The organism is Psychrobacter sp. T6-6 (assembly GCF_052258185.1).
In the GTDB taxonomy this organism is placed as follows: domain Bacteria; phylum Pseudomonadota; class Gammaproteobacteria; order Pseudomonadales; family Moraxellaceae; genus Psychrobacter.
This window is the reverse complement of the sequence record NZ_JBQQEX010000002.1, coordinates 113,478-137,511: the sequence shown is the minus strand read 5'-3', so window position 1 is coordinate 137,511 and position 24,034 is coordinate 113,478. Positions and strand designations below refer to the sequence as shown.

At 44.4% G+C, this 24,034-nt stretch carries 22 protein-coding genes; 14 read left to right on the top strand and 8 right to left on the bottom strand.

The genetic code is table 11. The annotated features are described in order from the left end of the window. Window positions 1-57: 57 nt before the first annotated feature. Complete coding sequence (locus tag ACTXGL_RS03770) at window positions 58-381, bottom strand: chaperone modulator CbpM (RefSeq protein ID WP_319050772.1); 324 nt, start codon at window positions 379-381, stop codon at window positions 58-60. A gap of 98 nt (window positions 382-479) precedes the next feature. Next, window positions 480-1,499 (bottom strand): DnaJ C-terminal domain-containing protein, encoded by a 1,020-nt coding sequence (locus ACTXGL_RS03765; RefSeq protein WP_443524982.1) that lies wholly within the window; start codon window positions 1,497-1,499, stop codon window positions 480-482. Between the two features lie 680 nt (window positions 1,500-2,179). Between ACTXGL_RS03765 and ACTXGL_RS03760 the strand changes: the two genes are divergently transcribed. Further along, window positions 2,180-2,542, top strand: a complete 363-nt coding sequence (locus ACTXGL_RS03760) for a septal ring lytic transglycosylase RlpA family protein (RefSeq protein WP_319050774.1) — start codon at window positions 2,180-2,182, stop codon at window positions 2,540-2,542. A 74-nt stretch (window positions 2,543-2,616) separates the two neighbouring features. Here ACTXGL_RS03760 and ACTXGL_RS03755 read toward each other — a convergent pair whose 3' ends face one another. Then, window positions 2,617-4,638 carry an ATP-binding cassette domain-containing protein gene (locus ACTXGL_RS03755; RefSeq protein WP_443524980.1) on the bottom strand — a complete coding sequence of 674 codons (2,022 nt, stop codon included), beginning with the start codon at window positions 4,636-4,638 and terminating at the stop codon, window positions 2,617-2,619. Window positions 4,639-5,372: 734 nt separating this feature from the next. Between ACTXGL_RS03755 and erpA the strand changes: the two genes are divergently transcribed. From erpA to ACTXGL_RS03715, 8 genes are all read left to right on the top strand, one after another. Then, complete coding sequence (gene erpA / locus ACTXGL_RS03750; protein ID WP_057757666.1) at window positions 5,373-5,753, top strand: iron-sulfur cluster insertion protein ErpA; 381 nt, start codon at window positions 5,373-5,375, stop codon at window positions 5,751-5,753. 358 nt (window positions 5,754-6,111) lie between these two features. Beyond that, window positions 6,112-7,686: a glutamate--cysteine ligase gene (gshA, locus tag ACTXGL_RS03745; RefSeq protein ID WP_443524979.1), complete on the top strand. Its 1,575-nt coding sequence runs from the start codon at window positions 6,112-6,114 to the stop codon at window positions 7,684-7,686. A 124-nt stretch (window positions 7,687-7,810) separates the two neighbouring features. Further along, entirely contained in the window at window positions 7,811-8,338 is a 528-nt protein-coding gene (locus ACTXGL_RS03740) for a disulfide bond formation protein B (RefSeq protein ID WP_443524977.1), read from the top strand. Between the two features lie 453 nt (window positions 8,339-8,791). Further along, window positions 8,792-9,436 (top strand): copper resistance protein NlpE N-terminal domain-containing protein, encoded by a 645-nt coding sequence (locus tag ACTXGL_RS03735; protein ID WP_443524976.1) that lies wholly within the window; start codon window positions 8,792-8,794, stop codon window positions 9,434-9,436. A gap of 325 nt (window positions 9,437-9,761) precedes the next feature. Next, window positions 9,762-11,249: a UDP-N-acetylmuramate:L-alanyl-gamma-D-glutamyl-meso-diaminopimelate ligase gene (mpl, locus tag ACTXGL_RS03730; RefSeq protein WP_443524975.1), complete on the top strand. Its 1,488-nt coding sequence runs from the start codon at window positions 9,762-9,764 to the stop codon at window positions 11,247-11,249. Between the two features lie 389 nt (window positions 11,250-11,638). After that, the gene (locus tag ACTXGL_RS03725) at window positions 11,639-11,893 is read left to right on the top strand and encodes a GlsB/YeaQ/YmgE family stress response membrane protein (RefSeq protein ID WP_319050780.1); all 255 of its coding nucleotides are present in this window, start codon (window positions 11,639-11,641) and stop codon (window positions 11,891-11,893) included. A 206-nt stretch (window positions 11,894-12,099) separates the two neighbouring features. After that, entirely contained in the window at window positions 12,100-12,654 is a 555-nt protein-coding gene (def, locus tag ACTXGL_RS03720) for a peptide deformylase (protein ID WP_319050781.1), read from the top strand. A 113-nt stretch (window positions 12,655-12,767) separates the two neighbouring features. After that, on the top strand, window positions 12,768-13,943 hold the full coding sequence (locus ACTXGL_RS03715; protein ID WP_319050873.1) for a type III PLP-dependent enzyme: 1,176 nt from the start codon (window positions 12,768-12,770) through the stop codon (window positions 13,941-13,943). Between the two features lie 97 nt (window positions 13,944-14,040). Here the strand turns inward: ACTXGL_RS03715 and ACTXGL_RS03710 are convergent, their stop codons facing one another. The 3 genes from ACTXGL_RS03710 to dnaJ form a co-directional block, all read right to left on the bottom strand. Further along, the gene (locus ACTXGL_RS03710; RefSeq protein WP_443524972.1) at window positions 14,041-14,937 is read right to left on the bottom strand and encodes a hypothetical protein; all 897 of its coding nucleotides are present in this window, start codon (window positions 14,935-14,937) and stop codon (window positions 14,041-14,043) included. Between the two features lie 135 nt (window positions 14,938-15,072). Next, window positions 15,073-15,903, bottom strand: a complete 831-nt coding sequence (dapB, locus tag ACTXGL_RS03705; RefSeq protein WP_443524971.1) for a 4-hydroxy-tetrahydrodipicolinate reductase — start codon at window positions 15,901-15,903, stop codon at window positions 15,073-15,075. Window positions 15,904-16,075: 172 nt separating this feature from the next. Continuing rightward, on the bottom strand, window positions 16,076-17,212 hold the full coding sequence (gene dnaJ / locus ACTXGL_RS03700) for a molecular chaperone DnaJ (RefSeq protein WP_319050784.1): 1,137 nt from the start codon (window positions 17,210-17,212) through the stop codon (window positions 16,076-16,078). Between the two features lie 417 nt (window positions 17,213-17,629). Here dnaJ and ACTXGL_RS03695 point away from each other — a divergent pair, with 417 nt between their 5' ends. Next, the gene (locus ACTXGL_RS03695) at window positions 17,630-18,280 is read left to right on the top strand and encodes a DUF2939 domain-containing protein (protein ID WP_443524970.1); all 651 of its coding nucleotides are present in this window, start codon (window positions 17,630-17,632) and stop codon (window positions 18,278-18,280) included. A gap of 184 nt (window positions 18,281-18,464) precedes the next feature. Here ACTXGL_RS03695 and ACTXGL_RS03690 read toward each other — a convergent pair whose 3' ends face one another. Further along, window positions 18,465-19,529, bottom strand: a complete 1,065-nt coding sequence (locus ACTXGL_RS03690) for a disulfide isomerase DsbC N-terminal domain-containing protein (protein ID WP_443524969.1) — start codon at window positions 19,527-19,529, stop codon at window positions 18,465-18,467. A 375-nt stretch (window positions 19,530-19,904) separates the two neighbouring features. Then, window positions 19,905-20,609 (bottom strand): pseudouridine synthase, encoded by a 705-nt coding sequence (locus ACTXGL_RS03685; RefSeq protein ID WP_443524968.1) that lies wholly within the window; start codon window positions 20,607-20,609, stop codon window positions 19,905-19,907. A 196-nt stretch (window positions 20,610-20,805) separates the two neighbouring features. On the opposite strand from ACTXGL_RS03685, the gene ACTXGL_RS03680 reads away from it, so the two are divergent. From ACTXGL_RS03680 to ACTXGL_RS03665, 4 genes are all read left to right on the top strand, one after another. Then, a complete protein-coding gene (locus ACTXGL_RS03680) occupies window positions 20,806-21,408 on the top strand; it encodes an IMPACT family protein (RefSeq protein WP_443524967.1) in 603 nt (200 codons plus the stop codon). A gap of 239 nt (window positions 21,409-21,647) precedes the next feature. Then, entirely contained in the window at window positions 21,648-22,745 is a 1,098-nt protein-coding gene (locus ACTXGL_RS03675; protein WP_443524966.1) for a YheT family hydrolase, read from the top strand. Between the two features lie 68 nt (window positions 22,746-22,813). Next, window positions 22,814-23,356: an acyl-CoA thioesterase gene (locus tag ACTXGL_RS03670; protein ID WP_443524964.1), complete on the top strand. Its 543-nt coding sequence runs from the start codon at window positions 22,814-22,816 to the stop codon at window positions 23,354-23,356. A gap of 254 nt (window positions 23,357-23,610) precedes the next feature. Further along, window positions 23,611-23,988, top strand: a complete 378-nt coding sequence (locus ACTXGL_RS03665) for a DsrE family protein (protein ID WP_443524962.1) — start codon at window positions 23,611-23,613, stop codon at window positions 23,986-23,988. The last annotated feature ends 46 nt before the right edge of the window (window positions 23,989-24,034 follow it).

The window sequence follows — 24,034 nt, the reverse complement described above, 5'->3', positions numbered from 1 at the left end:
AAACATAAAAAAGGGCCTTTGAAGGGCCCTTTTTTATTGAGTATTACCAGTAAATAACTACTTTATACTGTCTATATCAATCTCTATAACTGGGGATTGCAGCTCTGTTTGACGTTTGAGTTGGCGTAGCTGCTCAACTTCATCTAATAACTCAATAATTAAACCAATAGCAGGTACACTGGCTTCAAAATCACGACTCAACCGTGAGGCGCGGCGTACGGTCGTCAACTGATAGCCAGTGAACTGTTCGCGCTCTGGCACATCATATTCAATGATATTTTCCTCGATTAATTCAATGACCCATTGGCGCTCTTGACCACAGGCCGTGACTAGCTCATCTAAACTCATGATAATGTCAGTAAATTCAGTCGAGTGTTTCATAGCTATTATCCTCGTTTGCTCTATTTCATCGTTATCCTAGTCATCTCTACGGATAGCTTATCATTGTCGTGGTAGATGACTCTTATCAAGGGCGTCGTCTAACGGTTGATACTGGTATCAGCAAAGGCTTGCTTGAGCTGTTCATACGCATCGATGGCCTCTTCGCTACTGATATCAGGATTGACAATATTTAAAGTTAAGTACAAATCGCCTGATTGTTTGGCAGGAATACCCTTACCCTTTAGACGTAAATTACTACCTGATTTGCTATTTTTGGGCACCGTTACCCCAAGCGTACCCGCTGGCGTACTGACGTTAATTTTTTCGCCCAGTGCCGCTTCCCACGGTGCGATATTTACGGTCTGGTAGACATCCGCGCCTTCTATTCGGATATTGGCATCGTGGCGAATTTTAACCTTTAAAAACAAGTCGCCATTTTTACCATGACTGCTACCAGCAGCGCCTTGTCCAGCCAACCTGATCTGCTTACCATCCGTGATACCCTTTGGAATTTTTATTTTTAGGGTTTTGTTGTCATAGTCGACGTTGCCATTAGCTTGGCGCACAGGGACATTTAGCTTGATGCTGTAGTCGTCACCACTATATACTGAGGATAAATCAACCGTAATCTCGGCATGTTGATCTTGGCCTTTGCTATCTTGCGTACCAAAATCACCACCAAACTGATCAAATCCACTGCTTTGAGAGCGACTACCCGTTTGCCCACCAGCTGATCCACGCGCGCCGCGACCGAACGCTGAAAAAATATCATCAAAGCGAAAACCACCATCACCAAAAGCCTCACCATCACCAAACTGGCTTTTGATATCTTCCCAACGAAACCCGCCTTGCCCCCCACTACTCTGTCCACCAAAGCCACTTGCGCGGCTTTGATTTGCAAATGGATTGTTTAGCATCGCGTCATACTCAGCGCGTTTGTCTTTGTCTCTGATGGTCTCGTAAGCGTTGTTTATTTCTGCAATTTTATTGTCCGCATCGGGATGATCGCTGACATCAGGATGATATTGACGAACGAGCTTACGGTATTTCTTTTTGATATCAGCATCTGAAGCATCTTTTTTGACCCCTAAAATGTCATAGTAGTTTTTCTCTGCCATGTTATTTCCCTCAAAATAAAAGCATATTAGTGATATCGGTTTACCAGTTTTGAACGATAGGTCATAAATGACCACTTAATATTGGTATATTGTCTCTTTCTAACTTACCTTTTATGGTAATAATAATAAAGACAAACACCGTTATATAAATATTACCAGTCATGGCGCAAAGTGATGCTGAAACTTTATGATGCAGATAAATAAGTATTTTTACTCTGGGCTCGATACTTTTTAATTGATAAATATTTTTTATAAAGCGTTCGGAAGAGTATTTAATTTTTTATATTAGTGGCCTAGAAACATTATAGAAAGGTTTAGTTACAATTAATGGTCAGTGTTTTGATAGGTATAAGCCACTTTAATAATGCTATATCGATAGTACTTGTATTTATATATTACCTATTTGCATTGTATTATCCAGTCTCCAGTATTTTGTCAGCTTGTTTATGAGAACCAATCTCTATTGCGTCATATTAAGTCTTTTTCATATCAATTTTTCTTGCTAAAAACGTATTTTTCTCCTTAAAAAACAATCATTTGACCTGATGAGTTTTTTACACAGTAGTAATAATATGACAAGCTATCTCTTGTAGAATCCCCTCATTATTCATACTCATAGGGAGTATAGATAGCGTAGGCAAGAGCATCTGTCTATTTTATTAATTGCTTATAGGTATTAAATGTCTTATTTAATCAAGTCTTTGGTTGTCGCGTTATCACTATTGCTGAGCACTACGGTTTTTGCTGGTAATACCAGTTACTACGGTAGTAAGTTTCATGGGAAGCGTACAGCGAGTGGTAGTATCTTTAATATGAACTCTTTAACCGCTGCACATCGCACGTTACCGTTCGGTACGAAGGTTCAAGTAACTAACCAAAAGACAAAGCAGAGCGTGGTCGTAAAAATCACTGATAGAGGTCCATTCATTCGTGGACGCATCCTTGATTTATCGAAAGCCGCTGCTGGTCAAATAAACTGTAAACTTTGTACGACCACAATGGAAGTACTGTCTTACGGTGATGGTAAATACCGTAAAGAATGATGTCATAGTCTAAAAAAAAGGGAGGGCTAACGCCCTCCCTTTTTTATTGTTCACTGTTAAGTATTCAAAGCGGTTTATGCAAACCTACTTTCCATTTCTTCTAATGTCGTCATCGATAGCAACAGTTTTTCTTCATTATCACTATGCTGCTGTTGTAGCGCCGTTTGCTCATTTAACAAAACCAGCAAGTCAGACTTACGGCTCTCTTCATATAGAGTCGTATCAGCCAGCTTTTCCTCAAGCGTCACGAGCTGCCCGTCAATTTTAGCTAGCAACTTCTCTGTGTCCTCTATCTCACGGCGAATAGGCGCTGTCAATTTGCGTTGTTCAGCAGCGAGCTTACGCTGTTCTTCTTTACTAAGTGCGGGCGCTATCGTTTTGCTTTTTGAGGAGTTGTCAGCTGCTTTATTACTGACTTGGCTATTATCTGTTTCACGTGAAACAAACTTCTTACTCTCTTTTTTGCTTTTCTTTTTATGGTTACTCTTCTCTTGTGTGCTTTCTTGCTTACGCTTTTCAGCCAGCCATTTACCATAGTCGCTGATATCACCATCGAACTCATCGATTTTGCCATCATGTACCAGATACAGCTCGTCACAGACATTGGCAATCAGCTCACGATCATGCGATACCAGTACCACGGCACCTTGGAACCCTTGCAGTGCAATGGTCAATGCTTGGCGCATCTGTAAGTCCAAATGGTTGGTTGGCTCATCAAGTACGAGAACGTTGGGACGCTGCCAAACGATCAACGCCAATGTCAGACGCGCACGCTCACCACCAGAGAACAGCTCACTTGGGGTATCAATACGCTCACCGCGAAAATCAAAACTGCCCAAAAATGAGCGTAACAATGCATCGGAGGTTTTACCTGCTAGGCGACGCAGCATCTCTATAGGCGTGGCTTTGGCGTCCAAGATATCCATTTGATGCTGGTTGAAATAGCCGAGCTTTAGAGTATCTGAAACGCGGTAAGTCCCTGTCAATACGCCAAGCTCACCGACTAACGCCTTAATCAATGTTGATTTGCCCGCGCCATTCATACCCAGCAAGCCAATACGCGTGTCTGGCGTCACTTGCATGCTGGCATTGTGTAGCAGTGGCGTCTCGCTATAGCCAATGTCTGCATGAGTCAGCTCAATCAGTGGTGAGCTCATATTTGCTGGCTCATAAAACTGAAATGAGAATGGATTGTCCGCCATCATTGGTGACAGCTCTGACATACGCTCTAGCTGTTTGATACGGCTCTGTGCCTGCTTCGCTTTACTGGCTTTGGCACGGAAACGACGAATGAAATCATCTAAATGCGCCTTGGTCGCTTCTTGCTTCTCAAACGCTTGCTGCTGCTGCGCCATACGCTCATGACGGGTACGAATGAACTGCTGATAATTACCGGTATAAAGGGTGATTTTTTGCTGCTCGACATGCAGGATATGACCAACTGTCGCATCCAAGAAAGCTTGGTCATGCGAGATGACAATAACCAGACCCATGTAAGCATTGATCCATGTCTCAAGCCACAAGATAGCGTCTAAGTCCAAATGGTTGGTTGGCTCATCGAGTAACATCAGATCAGCGCGGCTCATCAAGGTTTTGGCGAGATTCAAGCGCATACGCCAACCACCAGAAAACCCTTCTACAGGCAGCTCATGCTGGCTGGTATTAAAGCCAAGACCTGCCATAATTTGAGCGGCTTTGGTCGGCGTACGATAGCCATCAATTTCATCAAACTGCTGATGCAATACGCCAATTTGCTCATCACTGACGCTGCTTAAGTCATTAAGTGCCGCATTGATTTCATACCACTGCTCATCACCGCTGAGTACATAATCAACCGCAGACTGCGTCGTCGCGCCCACTTCCTGCGCCATATGCGCCACTTGCCAGCTATCAGGAATACTGACTTCGCCTCTATCCAGCGTGACTTCGGTATCACCTTTGCCCATCTGCGTCAGTAATAGTGCAAACAAGGTCGACTTGCCGGTGCCGTTGTTGCCCGTTAAGCCAACTTTGTGACCTGGATGGAGCTGAAAGCTTGCACCTGCAAACAATTCACGACCATCACGGCGAACACCAACGTCTTTAAATTCGATCATATAATTTCTTCATCTCAGCAATAATATAAATATAGGGCAATAATAAACACACATAGGGTATGCCAACTGGCGGCTATTATTTCAAACGCTTGCCCCATAGGCAAACAATTAAATAACTATTTCAAAACTAAGCATTTATTATGCTAATAGCTTGAGGTTCGATAACCAACTATTGATCGCTCAAATACCGAGTAGCATTATAAAGATTGCTATTATAAAGGTTATGAACACAATGCGCCTATACACAGACAGCGAGCATCAATACTGCCTAGTAAGCGTTATACATTCTAGTACTGTCTAATAGTGCTTTATACTAGAGCATGTCCTCACTCTAAAAACAACGATGAAGACACGATAGATAGAAGCCCAACAAGGAAAATAGCACAGACAATATCAGTATATTAATCCATTATTTATGGTGACCAATGATGTGATTAGCACACAGTGAATCGTGTCACTCTTGACAAACGAATCCGTACCCCCATTATGATATACTGCTAAAAAATAAGCGCTTAATATAGGTATATAGCACCAGTGCAGGATATAAGCGCCCAGTATCTATAACGCATTGTGGCAGCGCAAATACCCTTTTAAAGCAGCTTATAATGCATTACTAGTTTTGACATAACGACAGCACCCAATCAAATCAAACGCCGTGCGTATCTTTTTTTGCAATCATTTTATTGCAAACCCAAACAGGACGACCGCATTTGATCCTAGCAACTGAGGTAGATATGAACGAATCAGCCAACCAATTTAGCCCAAGCTCAAGTCAGCCAGTAGACCCAACCGTATTGAGTCTAACTGATAGTGCTGCCCAAAAAGTACGCCGTCTGCGCGAAGAAGAAGGTGATAGCGATCTGATGCTACGCGTCTATGTGACTGGTGGCGGTTGCTCTGGTTTTTCCTATGGGTTCAACTTTGCCAATGATCTAAACGAAGACGATGCCAATTTTGATAATGGTGATGTGACCTTGGTTGTCGACTCACTAAGCTATCAGTACTTGCAAGGGTCTACTGTTGACTATACCGAAGGATTAGAGGGTGCTCGTTTTGTGGTGACCAACCCAAACGCAACCACTACTTGCGGCTGCGGCTCGTCATTCTCTATTTAAACTGCCTGTCGTTTTAGCACTATGGCCTAAGATCCTTAGTGGGCGCGCTAAAACAGTATGGGGTGATTTAGAGCATAACGGTCAAAGCATCTATCTACACGGTAGATGCTTTTTTTATCACTCCCAAGTCTATCTGATAAAACTGGCTAGTATGAGTATGAGCGAATTTGGCTCTAAATACTGAGAAAAACTTCGATAAATCATCTCTCCTAAAGCTTATCGTATTTGTAATTGTCCGTGGTTTTCAATACGGCTTTGAGCTAAACTGACGGGATTATTGACCTAACATTTACCTATTTTATGGACAAACGCCCATCGTGTTTTGATCCGCCATAATAAATAACAATAGATGACTATTATGAGTAATTTTACGAGTAGCTTTGTTAACTTTGACATTCCCAACTGGTTCGATAGCCAGCACCTAACAGGTATGCTTCGTGGTATCGAAAAAGAAGGTCTGCGCGTAAAGCCCGATGGTTTTTTGGCCCAGACACCGCATCCAGCCAAATTGGGATCAAAACTGACCCATCCTTTTATTACCACTGACTATTCAGAGAGCCTACTCGAGCTCATCACCGAACCAAAAACCTCGCCAAAAGAGACCCTAAACATGTTGCGCCAGCTGCACGTGTTGGTATATCAGGGGATGCCTGAAGGTGAGCTAATGTGGCCTCTATCTATGCCCTGTATGTTGTCATCGAAAGATGAAGACATTCCATTGGCTGATTATGGCAGCTCTAACACAGGCAAGCTAAAAACCTTATATCGTAGTGGTTTGGGTATTCGTTATGGTCGCCGCATGCAGACCATCGCAGGTCTACATTACAACTTGTCTTTTGGTGATACGCTCTTTGAAACGTGGCAAGCGCAAACCCCAACGGCACAAGACCAGACACTGACAGAGTTCAAAAACGAGAAGTACTTAGGACTGATTCGTAACTTCAAGCGCCTAACCAGCCTTGTGCTATATTTACTGGGCGCTAGCCCAAGCGTGTGTCCTTGTTTTGTAGCAGGGCGTGAGCATGATCTCGAGTTGCTCAATGACTCGACCTACTACAAGCCTGCTGCGACGAGCCTGCGCATGGGTAAGCTTGGCTACACCAATAGCGTGCAAGAACAGCTAGATATTCGTTATAACTATCTGCCAGAATATGTCGCTGGGCTACGCCGTGCGATTCAAACGCCGCATGACAGCTTTTCTAAACTTGGTTTAGAAGACGCTGATGGTAATCCTGTCCAAATCAACAATCATATCCTCCAGATAGAAAACGAATATTACAGCCCTATTCGTCCTAAACAGATTGCGTTGAGTGGTGAGACACCGACCGAAGCGCTTGAACGTCGCGGTATCGCTTATGTTGAGTTTCGTGCGATTGACCTTGATCCTTATAGCGATGTCGGTATCCGTCTATCCAGTGCTTGCTTCTTAGAAGTGATGGCGCTCTACTGTCTATTCAGTGAGTCGCCAGACTTGCTTCCTGAAGAAGAAGAGACACTCGCTATCAATCTTGAGCGTGTGGTCAATGAAGGTCGCCGCGATGATTTACACATTATCAATAATGGTCAAGAGCAGTCACTAGAGCGTTGGATGCTCACGCATTTGGAGCGTATGCAGCCCCTTGCCGCATTGTTAGATGCTCACTACGGTGGTAATGACTACCGCGCAGCAGTAGCATTGATGCAAGGCAAGGCAGGACACTCTGAGTCGACCATATCTGCGCAAGTAAACTCAGATAGCAAACGTTTGGGTAGCCTATGGCAGCTTGGCTTTACTTTGGCTCAGCAGCATCGTGACTCTCTGTTGCAACAAACACTCAGTCCGAATACCCAAGCAAAGTATGAAGTATTGGCAGAAAAATCTGTTCTACAACAAGCTGATATTGAAAAGTCTGAAACAGAAGACTTTATGGAATTTTTGCAGCAGTATCGCTAAGTTTTGATTACTGAGTCTTTATGACTGAGTTCTGATTGATAGGTTCTGATTACTGAGCTCTGATTACTAGGTTCTGACTGCTATCCAACATCTATTGTAGATGACTATATAAGAGTAACGCACTATGCGACACCTGACCACTTACCGTAACTTGCAAGTATTTTTGGTGATAATGGCCATAACAGGCATGAGTTTTGCGCTGTTTTACTTGCAGCGGCATCTTGGACTATCCCCTTGTCCACTCTGTATTTTTCAACGTATTGGTCTGATGGTCATGGGCGGTTTTGCCTTACTATCAGCGTTGTTCAATCCTAAGTCTAAAGTTGTCAGGCTGCTGTTATGGCTTGGTAGCTTGGCAGGTATTGGCTGGGCGACTGCTGTTGCCGCGCGCCATGTATGGTTACAACATTTGCCTGCCGACCAAGTTCCTTCATGTGGTCCGGGTTTGGACTATTGGCTTGATACCCTGCCTATCTTGCAAGTATTCAAAGAGGTGTTTGCAGGCTCTGGTGAATGCGCCTCTGTCGATTGGACATTTATGGGGTTGAGTATTCCTGAGCAGTCCTTGATTTTGTTTAGTGTACTCCTAGTGGTACACGGGTTGATCCTATGGCGTATCGTACGACCTACCCATAACGCTCGTATCGCTTAGTAATTCATCAAAGCACTCTACTACTTTATAGCTAATGTTTTTTCTAAACAGACATTCATACTTTGTTATGCAATGTCTGTTTTAACTTATGTCATTGTTAAATATCTCTTATTAGCTCTATTAGAGCGATCGACAGATGCAAAACTATATTCTTTTATCTAGCACATATAATAAGCACAACAAAAAGTCTACAGAGATATTCCTAACCCTTTGATATCTTTATACAGCTTATTCCATTAGTCGTTAGCCCTTATAGCTCAATTGCTTTAGAACGACAGGCTATCTGCATCTCGATGAGCAGATGACGTTCTCAAGTTCCTAAGTTTATTTTATCGTTAAACTTGTATTCCCCAATGTCGATTAGTTTCGATAACGGCATTATATTGTCAATGGTTTGGGGTTTCGATAGTAAGGGTGATTTTTTAGAAACACTATTTAAAAACTGTTTTTGGTATGACAATGATATCTCTTGCACCCATTCGCTCTACTACACTTACTATTATCAAACGCTGGCGTCTACCTTTGTTGGCGATACCGCTGTGTGCGTTGTTGGCCAGTTGTGATAGCGCCTCATCTAATGCTGACCAAGACATGATGACCAAAATTGGCTCTGTCAATACATCGGATACGACTGAACCGCAAAACGAGCCAGAAGAGAGTGACGGCACCTCCCTATCAGATGCCAATAGTAACTTGAGCGAGTCTACCGAAGGGCAATCGCTTATTGCCGCTGCCCAATCAAATAATGATGCAAAGATAAAACCATCGACACTGTATTCAAAATCGAACAGCAGTACACTGCAAGCAACATTAATGGGCGATTATGGCGGTATGGTGCCTTGCGCAGACTGCGACAGTATTGATGTCACATTGAACTTATTTGCTGACGGTTCTGTACTGAAAGCCAGTACCTATCACAATCCAGAACGACCGCGACCCCCTCTGCTTGAATCTGGCGTTTATCGTCAAGACAATGACAAAATCACCATCGTATACGAAGATAAGAACATCGAGTCCTATCACATCCAAGACAACCATTTGATTTTGATAGATGAGCAAAAGAATCTCAATAACGACTATACGTTGTCACGTAAATAATCATCAACGCAAATAGTCACTAATAAAGCGACGTAAGCAGTCATCAATAGACTCAATATCAACAACCTATCTTTTTAAATAGGTAAGCCCTATTCAACATCTTTTTGAACGAGTCATATTTTTTCAGCCACATAACGCCTACTTGTTGGGCGTTTTTTATTGGTCATCGAACAACGTTTACTTTACAATGATTGCTGCTCTGCCACACTGCTATAGTGGCAACGCCTGATCAAAGCACTAATCCTTACTGATAGCGGCTAAGCACTCCAAACCTTATTATTCATTAGCTGTCTATCTCCTTTATTCAAGCTCGTACGGAACGTCTATGCATATTCATATCCTTGGTATTTGTGGTACTTTTATGGGCTCGCTAGCGTTGTTAGCGCGTGAACTTGGGCATACTGTTACTGGTTCAGATGCCAATGTATACCCTCCTATGTCTACCCAACTTGAAAATGCTGGCGTCACTATCGAAGAAGGTTATCTCGTAGAGCATCTGCAACCAGCGCCAGACTTAGTCGTTGTTGGTAATGCAATGAAACGTGGTATGGATGTGATCGAGTACATGCTAGATAGTGGTCTGCGCTATACCTCAGGTCCACAGTTTTTGTCCGAGCAAGTGTTACAGTCCCGTCATGTGATAGCCGTCGCAGGTACTCATGGCAAAACCACCACGACCACTATGCTCGCTTGGATACTGCATTATGCTGGTATCGATGCAGGGTTTTTGATCGGCGGTGTGCCATTGGTCGATACGACTGATGAGCACTTGCAGAAGGTGTTTGCGCATAGTAGCTATCTGGGCGCAGAAACAACAAACGATGACACTACCGTTCCTTCTGGTTATTTTGTTATTGAAGCCGACGAGTACGACTCTGCGTTTTTTGATAAACGTTCAAAGTTCGTCCATTACCGCCCGCGTACCGCTATCTTGAACAACCTAGAGTTTGATCATGCTGATATTTTTGCAGACCTTGATGCTATTCAGACCCAGTTTCACCACATGGTGCGCATGATTCCAAGCACAGGTAAAATCATCATGCCTGCCGCGACTATCAGTTTAGAGGACACCTTAGCAAAAGGGGTCTGGACGCCTATCTGGCGTACGGCGGTTATCGACTCTACTACGTCTATTTCAAGCACAGACGACACCCTAAAAGACAATAGCGAATGGCAAGCTGAGCTTATTCGCGAGGATGGCAGTCAGTTCCAAGTAAGCTTTGCAGCTGACAAAGAAGCAACTGCTATCGTAAATTGGTCGATGAGCGGTATTCATAATGTCAACAATGCCTTGGTTGCTATTGCAGCAGCCTACAACGTTGGCGTGAGCGTTTCTACTGCTTGCGCTGCATTATCCGCCTTTGCTGGTATCAAACGCCGGATGGAGCTAATCGGTGATGTAAACGATATTCTCGTTTTTGATGACTTCGCCCATCACCCAACCGCTATTACAATGACCTTGGACGGCGCCAAAAAGAAACTGGCTGACAGACGACTTTGGGCGATTATCGAACCGCGTAGTAATACGATGAAAATGGGTATTCACCAAGACAGCTTGGCTGAGTCAGCTGCTCTCGCTGACTATACGTTATGGTACGAGCCTACGGGACTAGAATGGGGTCTAAAAGAAGTCATCGAACAGTCCTGCACTGAAAGTGACTCTATTGGTAACCAGCAAGTGATGTCTAGCATCGATACCATCATCGAACATATCACTACCCATGCACAGGCAGGCGATGCCATTGTCGTCATGTCCAATGGTGGTTTTGAGGGCATTCATCAGCGTCTGCTCACTGCACTGCGTAATGACTAGACGATTACCCAAAGATTAGACCCCGTATTTATTATAAAAAGCGCAGCCGTTTAGTAGACGAGCTGCGTTTTTTTATTCCGGTTCACTTATCCCGGTTCACTTATATGAGCCTTTCTAAATGAGCTATTCTAAACAAATTGCCTCTAAGTAAGCTTTTTTGAACACACTTCTCTCTCGTAACTTGCCATTATTTCTTTCTGTTAGCACCACGGCTACCTTTGTAACCTTTCGTTTACTTATTACCCGTACGTAATAGCAAATCAGACTTTTTTCTCACATAGCCCCTACACAGGTAACATTTCGTGCTTACTTTTGTGTCTGAGGACTGTTTACAATGGAGTCATCAAATTAACGACATATTATAAATATTAATAATTTAGGAGAATAACATGAGCTTTATTTGGATGATTATCGTAGGTCTAGTCGCAGGTTTATTGGCACGTGCTATCAAGCCAGGTAGTGACCCTATGGGTTGGATCATGACGATTGTATTAGGTATCGTCGGTGCTATGCTAGGTGGCTTCATTGCAGGCTTGATTGGTATTAATGCGGATGGTGGCTTCACTGGTCTTATCTTCTCAGTAATCGGTGCCATTATCTTGCTATTCTTGTATGAAATGATTGTAAACAAACGCCGTGCATAATTGCTGCACATAGTTAGCAGTCACACGAAACACTCAAAGAAGCCTCGCAACAAGCGAGGTTTTTTTGTATCACCAAACATCAACCTCTCTATTCTATAGACTCATAGAACCTAATATGAACGGGAAAGTATTGATAAGCATTACTTTTGTCCCCATTTATCTTATAATATCAACCCTATTTTGTCCCTATCATTGAGGTGAGCGTTATGGCACTACTCCCTATCTTAAGTTACCCAGACCCGCGTTTGCGCACGATTGCCAAACCTGTCAAGGAAGTGACAGCTGAAATCAAAACCTTAATCGCTGACATGATCGAGACGATGTATGATGCTCAAGGTATTGGCCTTGCTGCTAGCCAAGTCGATCGTCACATTCAGCTTATCGTCATGGACTTGTCTGAAGACAAAACTGCTCCTAGAGTATTCATCAATCCAAAAGTCACGCCCTTGGTAGATGACAAAAAACCCTATGAAGAAGGCTGCCTATCTGTGCCCGACGTCTATGACAAAGTAGAACGTCCTACCAAGGTACGCATCGAGGCTTTGGATGGTGAGGGTAACGTCATTGATGAAGAAGTAGAAGGCTTACTTGCTGTCTGTATCCAGCATGAAATGGATCATCTAAATGGTGTGATATTCGTCGATTACCTCTCTCGTCTAAAGCAAACTCGTGCGCGTGATAAAGTTCGTAAAGTCGTCAAAATACGTGAAAAACAAGAAGCTCAGGCGGCTGACAAGCAAGCACAAACCCTCAACTCTTAAATTTCTTATCCTTAATATCGTCTCGCCTAACGTAACTGTGACTCTATAACATTCACGGTGTGGCGACGTTTTTTGTTGGGTATTGTTTTTACTAAAGGTTTATTACTATGACAATGATCAAAATCGACCAATATTTTGAACCTGCCAGCTGGCAGAAATTTACCAAAGCTGCCGAAGGTCGTGAGACCCCATTTCTGGTGGTAGACCTTAGTCGCATAGAAACAAAGTACCACGAAATGGTCAGTCTATTTCCGACTGCCAAATTGCACTATGCAATGAAGGCCAGCCCTGCGGTAGAAGTCATCAACTTATTAGCAAAGCTTGGTTCAAACTTTGACTGCGCGTCAATCTATGAGCTTGATCGAGTGCTAGACTGCGGTGTTGAGCCTTCTCGCATCTCTTATGGTAATACCATCAAAAAAGCCGAACACGTCAAATACGCTTTTGAAAAGGGTATCGATCTATACGCTACCGACTCAGAAGCTGATCTCAAAAATATTGCCAAACATGCCCCAGGCTCTAGAGTGTTTGTTCGTATTTTGGTTCAGGGTTCAGAGACCGCAGAGTGGCCACTATCGCGCAAGTTTGGCTGTCACCCTAATATGGCCATTGATTTGTTGGTTCAAGCACGCGAGCTGGGTTTGGTACCGTATGGCATCTCATTCCATGTAGGCAGTCAACAAAAAGACGTGGCTGCATGGGATGATGCATTGGCCAAGGTCAAATATATGTTTGATTGGATGAAAAACGAAGAAGACATCAAGCTACAGATGATCAATCTGGGCGGCGGTTTCCCAACCAACTATATCAGTGAAGTCAACCCGATCAAGGTTTATGCCGAAGAGATTACCAGTTACTTAACCGATGACTACAACGCTGAAGAGATGCCTGAAATCATCTTGGAGCCAGGTCGTTCATTGGTTGGTGGCTCAGGTGTGCTGGTCAGTGATGTCGTGCTTATCTCGCGCAAATCAGATACCGATTTGACCCGCTGGGTATACACGGATGTCGGTCTATTCCAAGGTTTGATCGAGACGCTAGGCGAAGCCATCAAGTATCCTGTCTATACGCCTAAGATGGAAACTTCAACCAGCGAAGGTACCGTCGTACTGGCAGGCCCAACCTGTGACTCAACCGACATTATGTACGAAGAAGCTGGTTATCAGCTGCCTCAAGAGCTTGAGATTGGTGACAAAATCTACTGGCTCACCACTGGTGCTTATACCAACTCTTACTCATCAGTAGAGTTCAACGGTTTTCCGCCGCTCGAAGTGGTTTATATTGACTAGCCTTCAAACCTGTTGTCCATAAAAAAGCGCGGCGCTATTGATTATAGATCAATCACAGCACCGCGCTTTTTTTGTGGTTGGCTGTTTGATTTAGAAGCTATTGAACCAATAAAGCAATCGGTGCGTTATTATTGCTACTAGACGTTCGACTGCCGCTACTGATTGAGGTTTGTGAGATTTGACCAATCGTCACCCATTGTCCACGTGGCACAATGAGCGTACTGTTCAATCTTTGAGCATCGACCATATTATTGTCATAACTATTTTGACGATAAGGCGAATGGGATTGTGCAACTCCGTTTTTAGCTAATGTTTCTTCAACTTGAGATAGTGTGACCTCAACCTGTCCGTTTGACAGTAGCCTTGGTAAAACAGCGATGCCTCTGCTAGTCGGTAGCAATACTTGATTCTGGATAATGATTTGTCTTGAGGGTCGGGTATGGCTTGAATAAATATTAGTATTGTAGAGTGAGTAGAGCGTGCCTGTACTGATACTGGCCGCGCTGCCAGATAGCGTTTGTACTTGGTATAGATTATTGCTTTGCTGCTGGCTGCGACGCTGGTTGATAATCCCTGACCCTTGGATACCGCGATTGGTAATGATGACCTGACCCTGCTGAGTGCTACTCTGACTGTCCTGAATATTCCCAACACGTACCGCAACGGTGAGCGCTTGCGGCTGACGATCAATCTGGCTGAGTAGCTGCTGTATCATTTGATAATTGCGAGGTGTGGTTCTCAGTATCAGCTTGTCCTGATACACACTTGCCGTACCACCATCAGCGGTGCTATTCAATTGTTGTCTAACAGGGGTCAATAGTGCCTCGCCACCGTAAGTATCAATCACATAGGTTTGAGTGCTATTGGCTTGTACTGCAATAGGTAGGACAGCTAGACTGAGTGCAAATACAGGAAGGCATGCACTGCGAGCAATATTGGCTATAGAAATCGCACCAACCAGCTTATACGTTGTATAGCGTTTGATATTACTCACAGGCATTCTCCTTGTTGTTTGCGGCCTCGTCTCTTTCAGTCTTAAAACCTGTATGTCTCTGTTTGTTTAAATCCCTGTCTATTTAAACCACTGTCTGTTTAAGCCATTGTTTCTTTAAATCCTCAGTGATCACGTCTACTCATTTAGACCCAGCACGTCTTGCATATTGTACTGTCCAACTGCTTGCTCGGTTACCCACGTCGCGGCACGTACAGCACCTGCGGCAAACGTCATGCGCTCTCGTGCGCGATGGGTGATCTCAACCACCTCACCATCTGCGATAAACATTACGGTATGGTCACCCACGATCTCGCCGCCGCGTACGGCATGTATACCGATGGTTCCTGTTTCACGCTCGCCCGTTTGTCCTTCGCGGCCATAGACAGCAACATCTTTTAGATTTTGTCCGCGGGCGTCGGCGACAGCCTCTGCCATCATATAGGCTGTCCCAGATGGCGCATCAATCTTATGCTTATGATGTGCTTCGATGATTTCTACATCAGCATCAGCACCAAATGCCTTTGCGGCCATGCCAAGTAGTTTTAATGATAAATTTACGCCCGTCGAATAGTTGCCAGCATACACGATGGCGATTGCTTCGCTTGCTTTTGCTAGTACTTGCTCTTGGGCTTCATTGAACCCAGTCGTACCGATAACCATTGCCACCTTGTGCTCAGCACAGACTTGCATATTTTGCTCGGTCGCATCAGGCAGACTAAAATCAATCAGCACATCGATGTCGTTAATCACAGTCTCTAGGTTATCAACAATCTGTACCTCTAAACATCCGATAGCAGCAACCTCTCCTGCATCAGCACCGACGAGACTAGATCCTTGGCGCTCAATCGCGGCATTAAGCATAGTTTTTGAATTGTTCTGTACGGCTTCGATAAGCATGCGGCCCATACGACCACCTGCACCGATCACACCAACTTTGATGGCTTGCTCATTTGTTTGTTGATTCATCTCTCTACCTTAAATACTTTATATTTACTGGGATTATTGTGAATATCATTTATCGTAAGTTTAGCAAATATCATTACCTGAGTGGTTTTTTATCAGCACAAGAAAAAGCCCAAAGGTTTCATGTGAAACCTTTGGGCTTAGTTTAGTACTAGCTACTTAGTCAGACTATTTTTTAATCGAATAAATCGCCGATTTTTTTAAAGAATGATTTTTTGTGTGGTGACTGCTGATGTTTGCTGTCATCATCCAAAGTATCTTGGAATTGACGTAACAGATCTTTTTGCTCACGTGTCAAGTTGACAGGTGTCTCGATGACAACGCGGCAGATCAAATCACCTTTCATTGTGGTGCGTACTGGCGTCACGCCTTTGCCGCGTACACGCAGCAATTTACCACTTTGTGTACCTTCTGCGACTTTGATCTTTACTTTGCCATCTAAGGTTGGGATTTCAACTTCTTTACCTAATGCTGCATCGGTGATGCTAACAGGTACGTCCATGTATAGGTCAGCGCCTTGGCGGGTAAAGACATTGTGTTGTTTGACACGTACTTCGACATACAGATCACCGTTCTGTACACCTGCACCGCCCGCCTCACCTTCTCCTGCTAGGCGAACGCGGTCACCATCATCGACGCCTGCTGGGATAGACACTTCTAGTGTGCGTGATTTGTCTTTGACGCCATTACCATGACAGTCAGGACATGGGTTTTTGATCTGTTTACCAGAGCCACCACACTGCGGGCAAGCCTGCTGCACTGCAAAGAAGCCTTGCTGCATACGCACTTGACCTTGACCATGACACATTTGACAGGTCACGACATCAGAGGCGTTTTTTGCGCCTTTACCATCACAGGTATCACAGGGCGCTGGTGCGGTGAAGCTGATTTCTTTTTTGCAGCCACGTACCGCTTCTTCTAATGTCAGCTCAATGACATAGCGTAAGTCTGAGCCTCGACGTGAACGTCCACCGCCGCCACCACGTGATTGACCAAAAATATCGCCAAAGTTGCCAAAGATATCGCCAAAGATGTCTTGGAAGTTGCCACCGCCTGCACCACCAAAACCGCCGCCGCCCATACCATTCTCAAAAGCAGCGTGACCCATGCGGTCATAGGCTGAGCGCTTTTCTTCGTCACTTAGCACTTCATAAGCCATCGACGCTTCTTTGAATTTGTCATCAGAGTCAGGGTCATCAGAGTTGCGATCTGGATGGTATTTCATAGCAAGCTTGCGGTAGGCTCGCTTAATTTCCTTGCTATCAGCGGTTTTGCTGACACCTAATACTTCATAAAAATCGCGTTTACTCATGGTTTCTCCTATCGTCTTCGCAGTACCGCCAGCTCGTTGACTGATTAACGTTGCTCATTAGCTCTTTATTCATACGTGATTACATCATCAGGTTTCATATGAAACATAACAAACAACGATATCACGGGCTAATAACAAGTGGATGCGACGAGCAAGTTTGGTGGGGCCGCTTAGCCAAATCAATTATAAAAAGTTTGCGCTATTTATGGAGATGGTCTGCTGATTTATCAAGCGCTTAAGCCATCAAATTCATAGTTAGCGCTGTTAAATCGCGATATACACGATTTATTAAGGTTGCTACACAGCTTTTCGTACCGAAGTAATGTCCAGTCGTGCTAATATTTACCGCCATATCTACCGTCATTTATATCTATAGCGACAACGTTTGCGACAACATGCAACAAGGTGCCAAGTCTTATGAAAAAGCTGATTTTCTTATTGATCATCATTGCGGTAGTCGTCTATGCAGGCTCCCCTTACTACAGCGCCTATCAGCTCAAAAACGCTTATGATGATAAAGATGGGGCCACTATCGCAGCGGCTATTGATTATGAGCAGGTACGACCAAGTATTCAAAACCAGCTGACTGGTCAATTTGCAACGACCCTGACCAAGTACCCGCTGATCGCTGAGCTGGGTGGTGAGCCACTTACCCAAGCGGCAAATGGCTTTATTACGCAAGCCGTCGACGGTGCCATCACCCCGCAAAACATCGAGAAACTCATCAATACCCAAGGCCAGGCCAACACAGCCACCAAAGAGCTGGCTGCTGCATGGGCCATCGCTAGTGATCAGGTTGATCTAAAAAACCTTATTCAAAGCTTAATTATTCAACGCGGCGACGTAGATGCTGTGGTCAAAATCCAAATGCAGCAAGTCATGAAAAAACAAGCGGCTGAGCTTGAGCAGCAGGCCGCCCAAGGCAATGATAGCGAAAAACCAACATTGAGCTATTGCGGTATCAATTGCTTCGATGTTAGTGGTCAAGTGAAAGGCTATCCACTTACTATCGAGATGCAGCGTGAAGGTTTGATTGGATGGAAAATTGTGGATGTGGTGCTGCCATAACTATTTTTGACAGCCAACGATCTTAAAACTATAGCGTTCAAACTATAGCCCTTAAACCATGGTATTCGAACTACTAGTATATAAAACAAAAAAACCGCCTTATGCGTAGCGTCATAAGGCGGTTTTTTGTTTGCTTGAAGTGCGGGGCTACATGAATTATGAATGTTGTATGACGCTGACGTCGTTACTCTATGCCCAGAAACTCTAAGAACTCAGGGCTTTCAAAACTCGCTTGATATAGCACACCATCTTCACGGTAAATGGCTGGCGTTGCCATTACCGCGAGTCCCGCGGCTTTTTCACGATTGGGCGTGACATGATCGACGGTACAACTTGAGGATGCAGGTGTCATCTGACCTTGTAGCATCGCCTTATCAAATGCTTGACGACGACTGTCTTCATCAGCTTGACACCAGATACCCCGCATTTGCTCAGGTGATGCTTCATATATTGGATAGCCGATGATATTGACCGTCACGCCTTTTGCATTGAGCGATGGTACTTGCTGATGCAATCGGCGGCAGTAAGGGCAGTTCACATCATCTGCCACATAGATAACGGCTTTCTCAGGGCTAGTCGCTGGATAAGTAATCAACTGGCTGTTATCCAATGTCGCAAATACAGACTGATTTTTGCGCTTTTCAAAATTCTCATCGAGCCCGATAAATTGACCGTTTTCGATCACTGATATTTCACCATCAGTAATGTACTGTGCATCATCTGATAGTAAAAACGGCACACCTTCTAGCGTTGCTCCCCAAATCACGCCCGGTACGGCAGTATAAAAGAATGGCGTTTTAGCACTCATGTTTTTCAGCGCTGCCATATTTGCTAGCATGTCAGATTTGACGCTAGCACTGACAGGTTTGCCTACCTGCGCACTCGTGCTACGTGCTGGTGTTTTGGTCACTACCCGCTTGCTTGGATTCTTTTGCAGCTCACCTTGGATGACATATCTACCATCTTCAGTGATGTGCAACGGCAACTGCCCTGCCAAGTTTACTTGATACATATTAGGTAAGTTGGAAGGCACGATAGAGGTAATTTGCGTTTTGATACCTGCTTGGGTCAATACTTGGCGCAAGCGCTGATCGATAGCCGTACTTACCGCTTTGGCTGTTTTTGCGCTTTGGCTATTGTTGCTTAACTGAGCACTGCTAGCATCTGCGGAGCTTGGCTGAGCGCAAGCAGTGGTTGCTAGCAATATAACGCCGATTAGGCTGGCAGGTTTTAATACAGATAATGTCACTGAAGGGTTCCTATCTGGTTTTTGATAATGACCGTTTTTTGATAGCGATAGTTTTTCGATAATGATATTTTTTCGATAATGATTGCTTTTACGACTCAGGCATACTGAGCAAATCCGACTCGGCAAGTGATAATAGACAAGTCATGCTACAAATAAAAATAACTGTAGCACATAGGTTGGTTTTGCAAAGTGATAAATGGCCCAAATCGCAAAACTGCTACCTAATCTTAAGAGATAGGCAACACAAGCACCGTGGATGAAAACGGTAAACAAAAACAGCGGACAGCAAAAAGCAGCACACGGTGTCGCGGCTGCTCATGAGTTGTACAACAATGGTCTAAAAATGATAGTGCGAAGAGTAAATCCAGTCTATAACTAGAACTTGGCAACTTCTTCTGGTGTTAAGAAGCGGCTATCACCTTTTTCCAAACCGTCTAAATTGATATGACCGATACTAGCGCGGTGCAATTCAGTGACTCTATTGCCAAAATAGCCCATCATGCGTTTGACCTGATGATACTTACCCTGCTCTAGTGTCAGGCGTGCATGAGTCTCATCAATGAATTCTAGAACAGCAGGCTTGGTTGGCTCAAAATCTCCCTCTAATAGAATCCCTTCGGCGACTTTTTTCACAGCTTTCTCTTGTGAATCGCTATCCATCGCATCTGCCAAGGTCAGCTCGTACACCTTGGCATGCTCGTGCTTGGGGCTAGTGACGCGGTGTAGCCAGCCACCATCATCACTCATGAGCAGTGCGCCGGTGGTATCGACGTCGAGACGTCCCGCAATACGCAAGCTACCCAGTTCTGGTACCGCAATCAGCTCGGTGACGATTGGATACTCTTTAGCTTTTAATGTACATTCAAAGCCCTCAGGCTTATACAACAAGATATAGCGATTGCCAGTAGCCACTGACAGCGGCTCGCCTGCCCACATCACATCGTCATTGACGATATCGACATGTAGACCAGGGTCTTTGACCACTTGATCGTTCACAGTGATTTCGCCGGCGTGCATGATCTTTTTTGATTCTTTGCGCGACAGCTCGGTGGCTTTACTAATAAATTTATCTAAACGCATACTATGACTACCATCGGTTTTATGATACCAGCCCTAAATCAGAAATTAACGATGCCAGCTCTCAGCCGTGAGCGCCTCGTTATCTTCGATGGTTAGAAATGGTACTATAATGAAAAATTGAATGAACACTGCGCCCAATATAAAAGCCAGTGACAGTCAGACCAGTTTAACATATCCAACCTAAGCCTGATGAAATATGAGCTATCAAACGCTAAAACGTGCGGTTACCGCGCGCCTAGAAATCAAAAAGTCCGAGTTTATTGCTTATGCCTATCCTGTGACCGCCCGCGAGCAAGCTATGTTTCACGTGGAACAACTACGCGAGCAGTACCCTGATGCCCGTCATTTTTGCTGGGCATATATCGTTGGTGACCCTGACAACACCACTAGTGCAGGGTTCGATGATGATAGTGAACCAAGCGGTACGGCTGGCAGGCCGATATTAAATGTTCTGCAACACAAGTCCATCGGCAACGTGATTATCATCGTGGTGCGTTATTTTGGTGGTATCAAATTAGGTGCTGGCGGTCTTACTCGTGCTTATGCAGGCGCGGCACAAGCAGCTGTTGATGAGATGATATTGAGCCCCTATGTACCGATGGCACAAGTGCAGGTGCTGGCGACGTTTGCGACTGAGGCACAATGCCGCTATATCATAGAGAGTCTTGGTGGGCGTGTTGATGATGTCGCATACAGCAAACAAGTTATTTTGAGCGCAACCCTTGCTGAGGCAGATATTGAGAATTTAAAAGAGCGTCTGGCAATGGATGGTCGCGTGTTGAATCAGCCAAAAAATTAAAAGATCGGATTAACTGCTCTCGTCCGTTAGTTTAGACAGCTTTATTGTTAGTCGCTTTTTTCAACTGCTGCTTTCAGTCTCTGTATTCCATAGCTGCTTTTAGAAAATGCTTTGGAACAACTACTTTCAGTAGCTGTTTTTCAGTAAGCATGCGTTCACTGAAAATCATTGGTTTTCGTAGGCACTGGCGTTATGATAAAAAACATTACTTTTTAACCCTCCTTAAATAAGATCCTTATATGTCCACCTCGACCACACCTTTTTCTCCAGCTCCCTTTAAGCCACCATTTTGGCTGACCAACCCTCATTTGCAGAGCATCTTGCCTAAATTTTTTGCGCCCAAAGCACCAACGTATCGCCGTGTGGTGATGCAAGATTCCTTAAGTGAAACCGATATTGCTTACGACTTTTATGATGCGCATCCTATAAATTCATCGACTGATGGATCACTTGAGCAAACACCGTTGATTGTCCTATTCCACGGCATGGAGGGCAGCAGTGACAGTCACTATGCTCGCGCATTGGCTTACCAGATGCACGCGCAAGGCTGGCATTTTGTAGTGGTGCACTTTCGTAGTTGTGGCGGTATTCCAGCTAATGGACGAGTTTTTTATAATGCCGGTGATACCAATGAGGTGCATCACGCGCTACAGAACTTACGTGCACAGTATGCCAATATCTATGCGGCTGGCGTGTCACTTGGTGGTAACGCACTAGCGAAATATATGGGCGAGTATGGTGACGAAGCCATTTGCAAAGGCGCGGCAGTCATCTCTGCTCCCGTCGATATGTCATCGGCTGCCATTACTATGCACAGCTTTTTGAGTCATCGTATCTATACGCCTTATCTGCTCAATCCAATTATCAAAAAAGCGTTGGCGAACGACATCACCAAAGAAGAAATTGATGCTATCAAAGCCGTCAATCGTATCAGCGACTTCGATGATATCTTTACCGCGCCCCGTCATGGCTACCGCTCCAACAATCACTATTACCACTCTTCGTCTGCCCTACCTTACTTGATCAATGTCACCAAGCCTCTACTGTTAATTAGTGCAAAAGACGATCCTTTCATTGGCTTTACCGCGACGCCAAACGATGTTTCTGATAGCGTCACTATATTGGATACAGAACACGGTGGACATATCGGTTATCTGCGCTATCGTTCAGACAGTGCTCATGCCAAAAGCAAACCGTCTGTCACCAGTGCTAAAAAGTCTAAGATTTCAAAATTCGATATTAACTGGATACCTGAAACGGTTAGTGCTTATTTTAATTGGATTGGTTTGGCTTCCATTAGCGAGCCTTCTCAAGATGTAGTCTCTAACGATAAATAATCAATGACACCAGTGTCATCAATGACAAAATAATAACGCCAACGTTTACAAACTTTTGAGAGTGTTCTATGTATCCATTTATCCGCTATGCCGCTACCATCGCTCATGCTGCCATAAAAGCAAAACGGGGTGACACACTGACGTTCAAAGACACCAGTGAGATTCAGTTTCGCTGCCGCTTATCCGATATCGATAACTTTTTGGAAATGAATAACGGTCGCGTATTCACGCTATATGACTTGGGTCGTATGGACTTTGCGGTACGGACGGGTCTTGGCAACCAGCTCCTAAAACAGCGTTGGGGTTTGGTCATCGCTGGCAGTACTATCCAATACCGTAAGCGTATTCGCGCCTTTGACAAAGTCACGCTAAAGACCAAAATTGTCGGTATCGATGCGCGCTGGCTCTATATCGAGCAATCCATGTGGGTCAAGGGCAAGCCTTGCTCGTCTGGATTACTGCGTACAGGTGTGACCAAAGGTGGACGGGTAATAGACACGGCACAGGTGCTGGCAGCATTAGGACAGTCTGACTGGGAACTACCGCCAACGGGTTACGTGGCTGAATGGATTAAAAGCGATGCTGATCGTCCATGGCCGCCAACGGAATAATGGGCAGATTGGTAACAGATATAATAATAATGAATAGACCACTTAGCTAAAAGTGGCGCTGCTGAACATTGATTAAAAGCACGTCAAAGCCATGAAAAAGCACATTACAGACAAGTCAAAGTCACGTCACAAACAAGTCACCTTATGACTACTATTCCATAACAAGTCATTATATAAATACATATAATAAATGTTAGGATAATAGTGAGTATTATATTTGACTCACCCAAAAATAGTCCTATAAGGAGAATAATATGGCTAACATGACGGATTTTGTCGGTACGTTATTTGATAATAGCGAAACAAATCCAAGCAAGATCACCCTAGCCTTTACTATGGCTGGCGTAGCACTCAAAAAAGGCCACTCTGCTACTGTTATACTCATGGTAGATGCGGTACATCTGGCAAAACCGAACGCGCTAGACGGTGTCGATATTGGCGATCCGTTTGAGCCCGCTGACGAGTTGCTTGAGACCTTTATTGAAAAAGGCGGACAAGTACTGGTCTGCGGTGCCTGCATGAAACATGGCGGAGTCGAGGAATCAGATATCGATAAACGCTTTGAAGTGATTAGCGGTGATGATGTGGTTGAGCTGCTGATGAATGCAAAAGGGTCGCTGCAGTTGAATTAATAGCAAAAATTAAGAAGCCAAGTTATAAGAATGGGTCAGTTTTCTT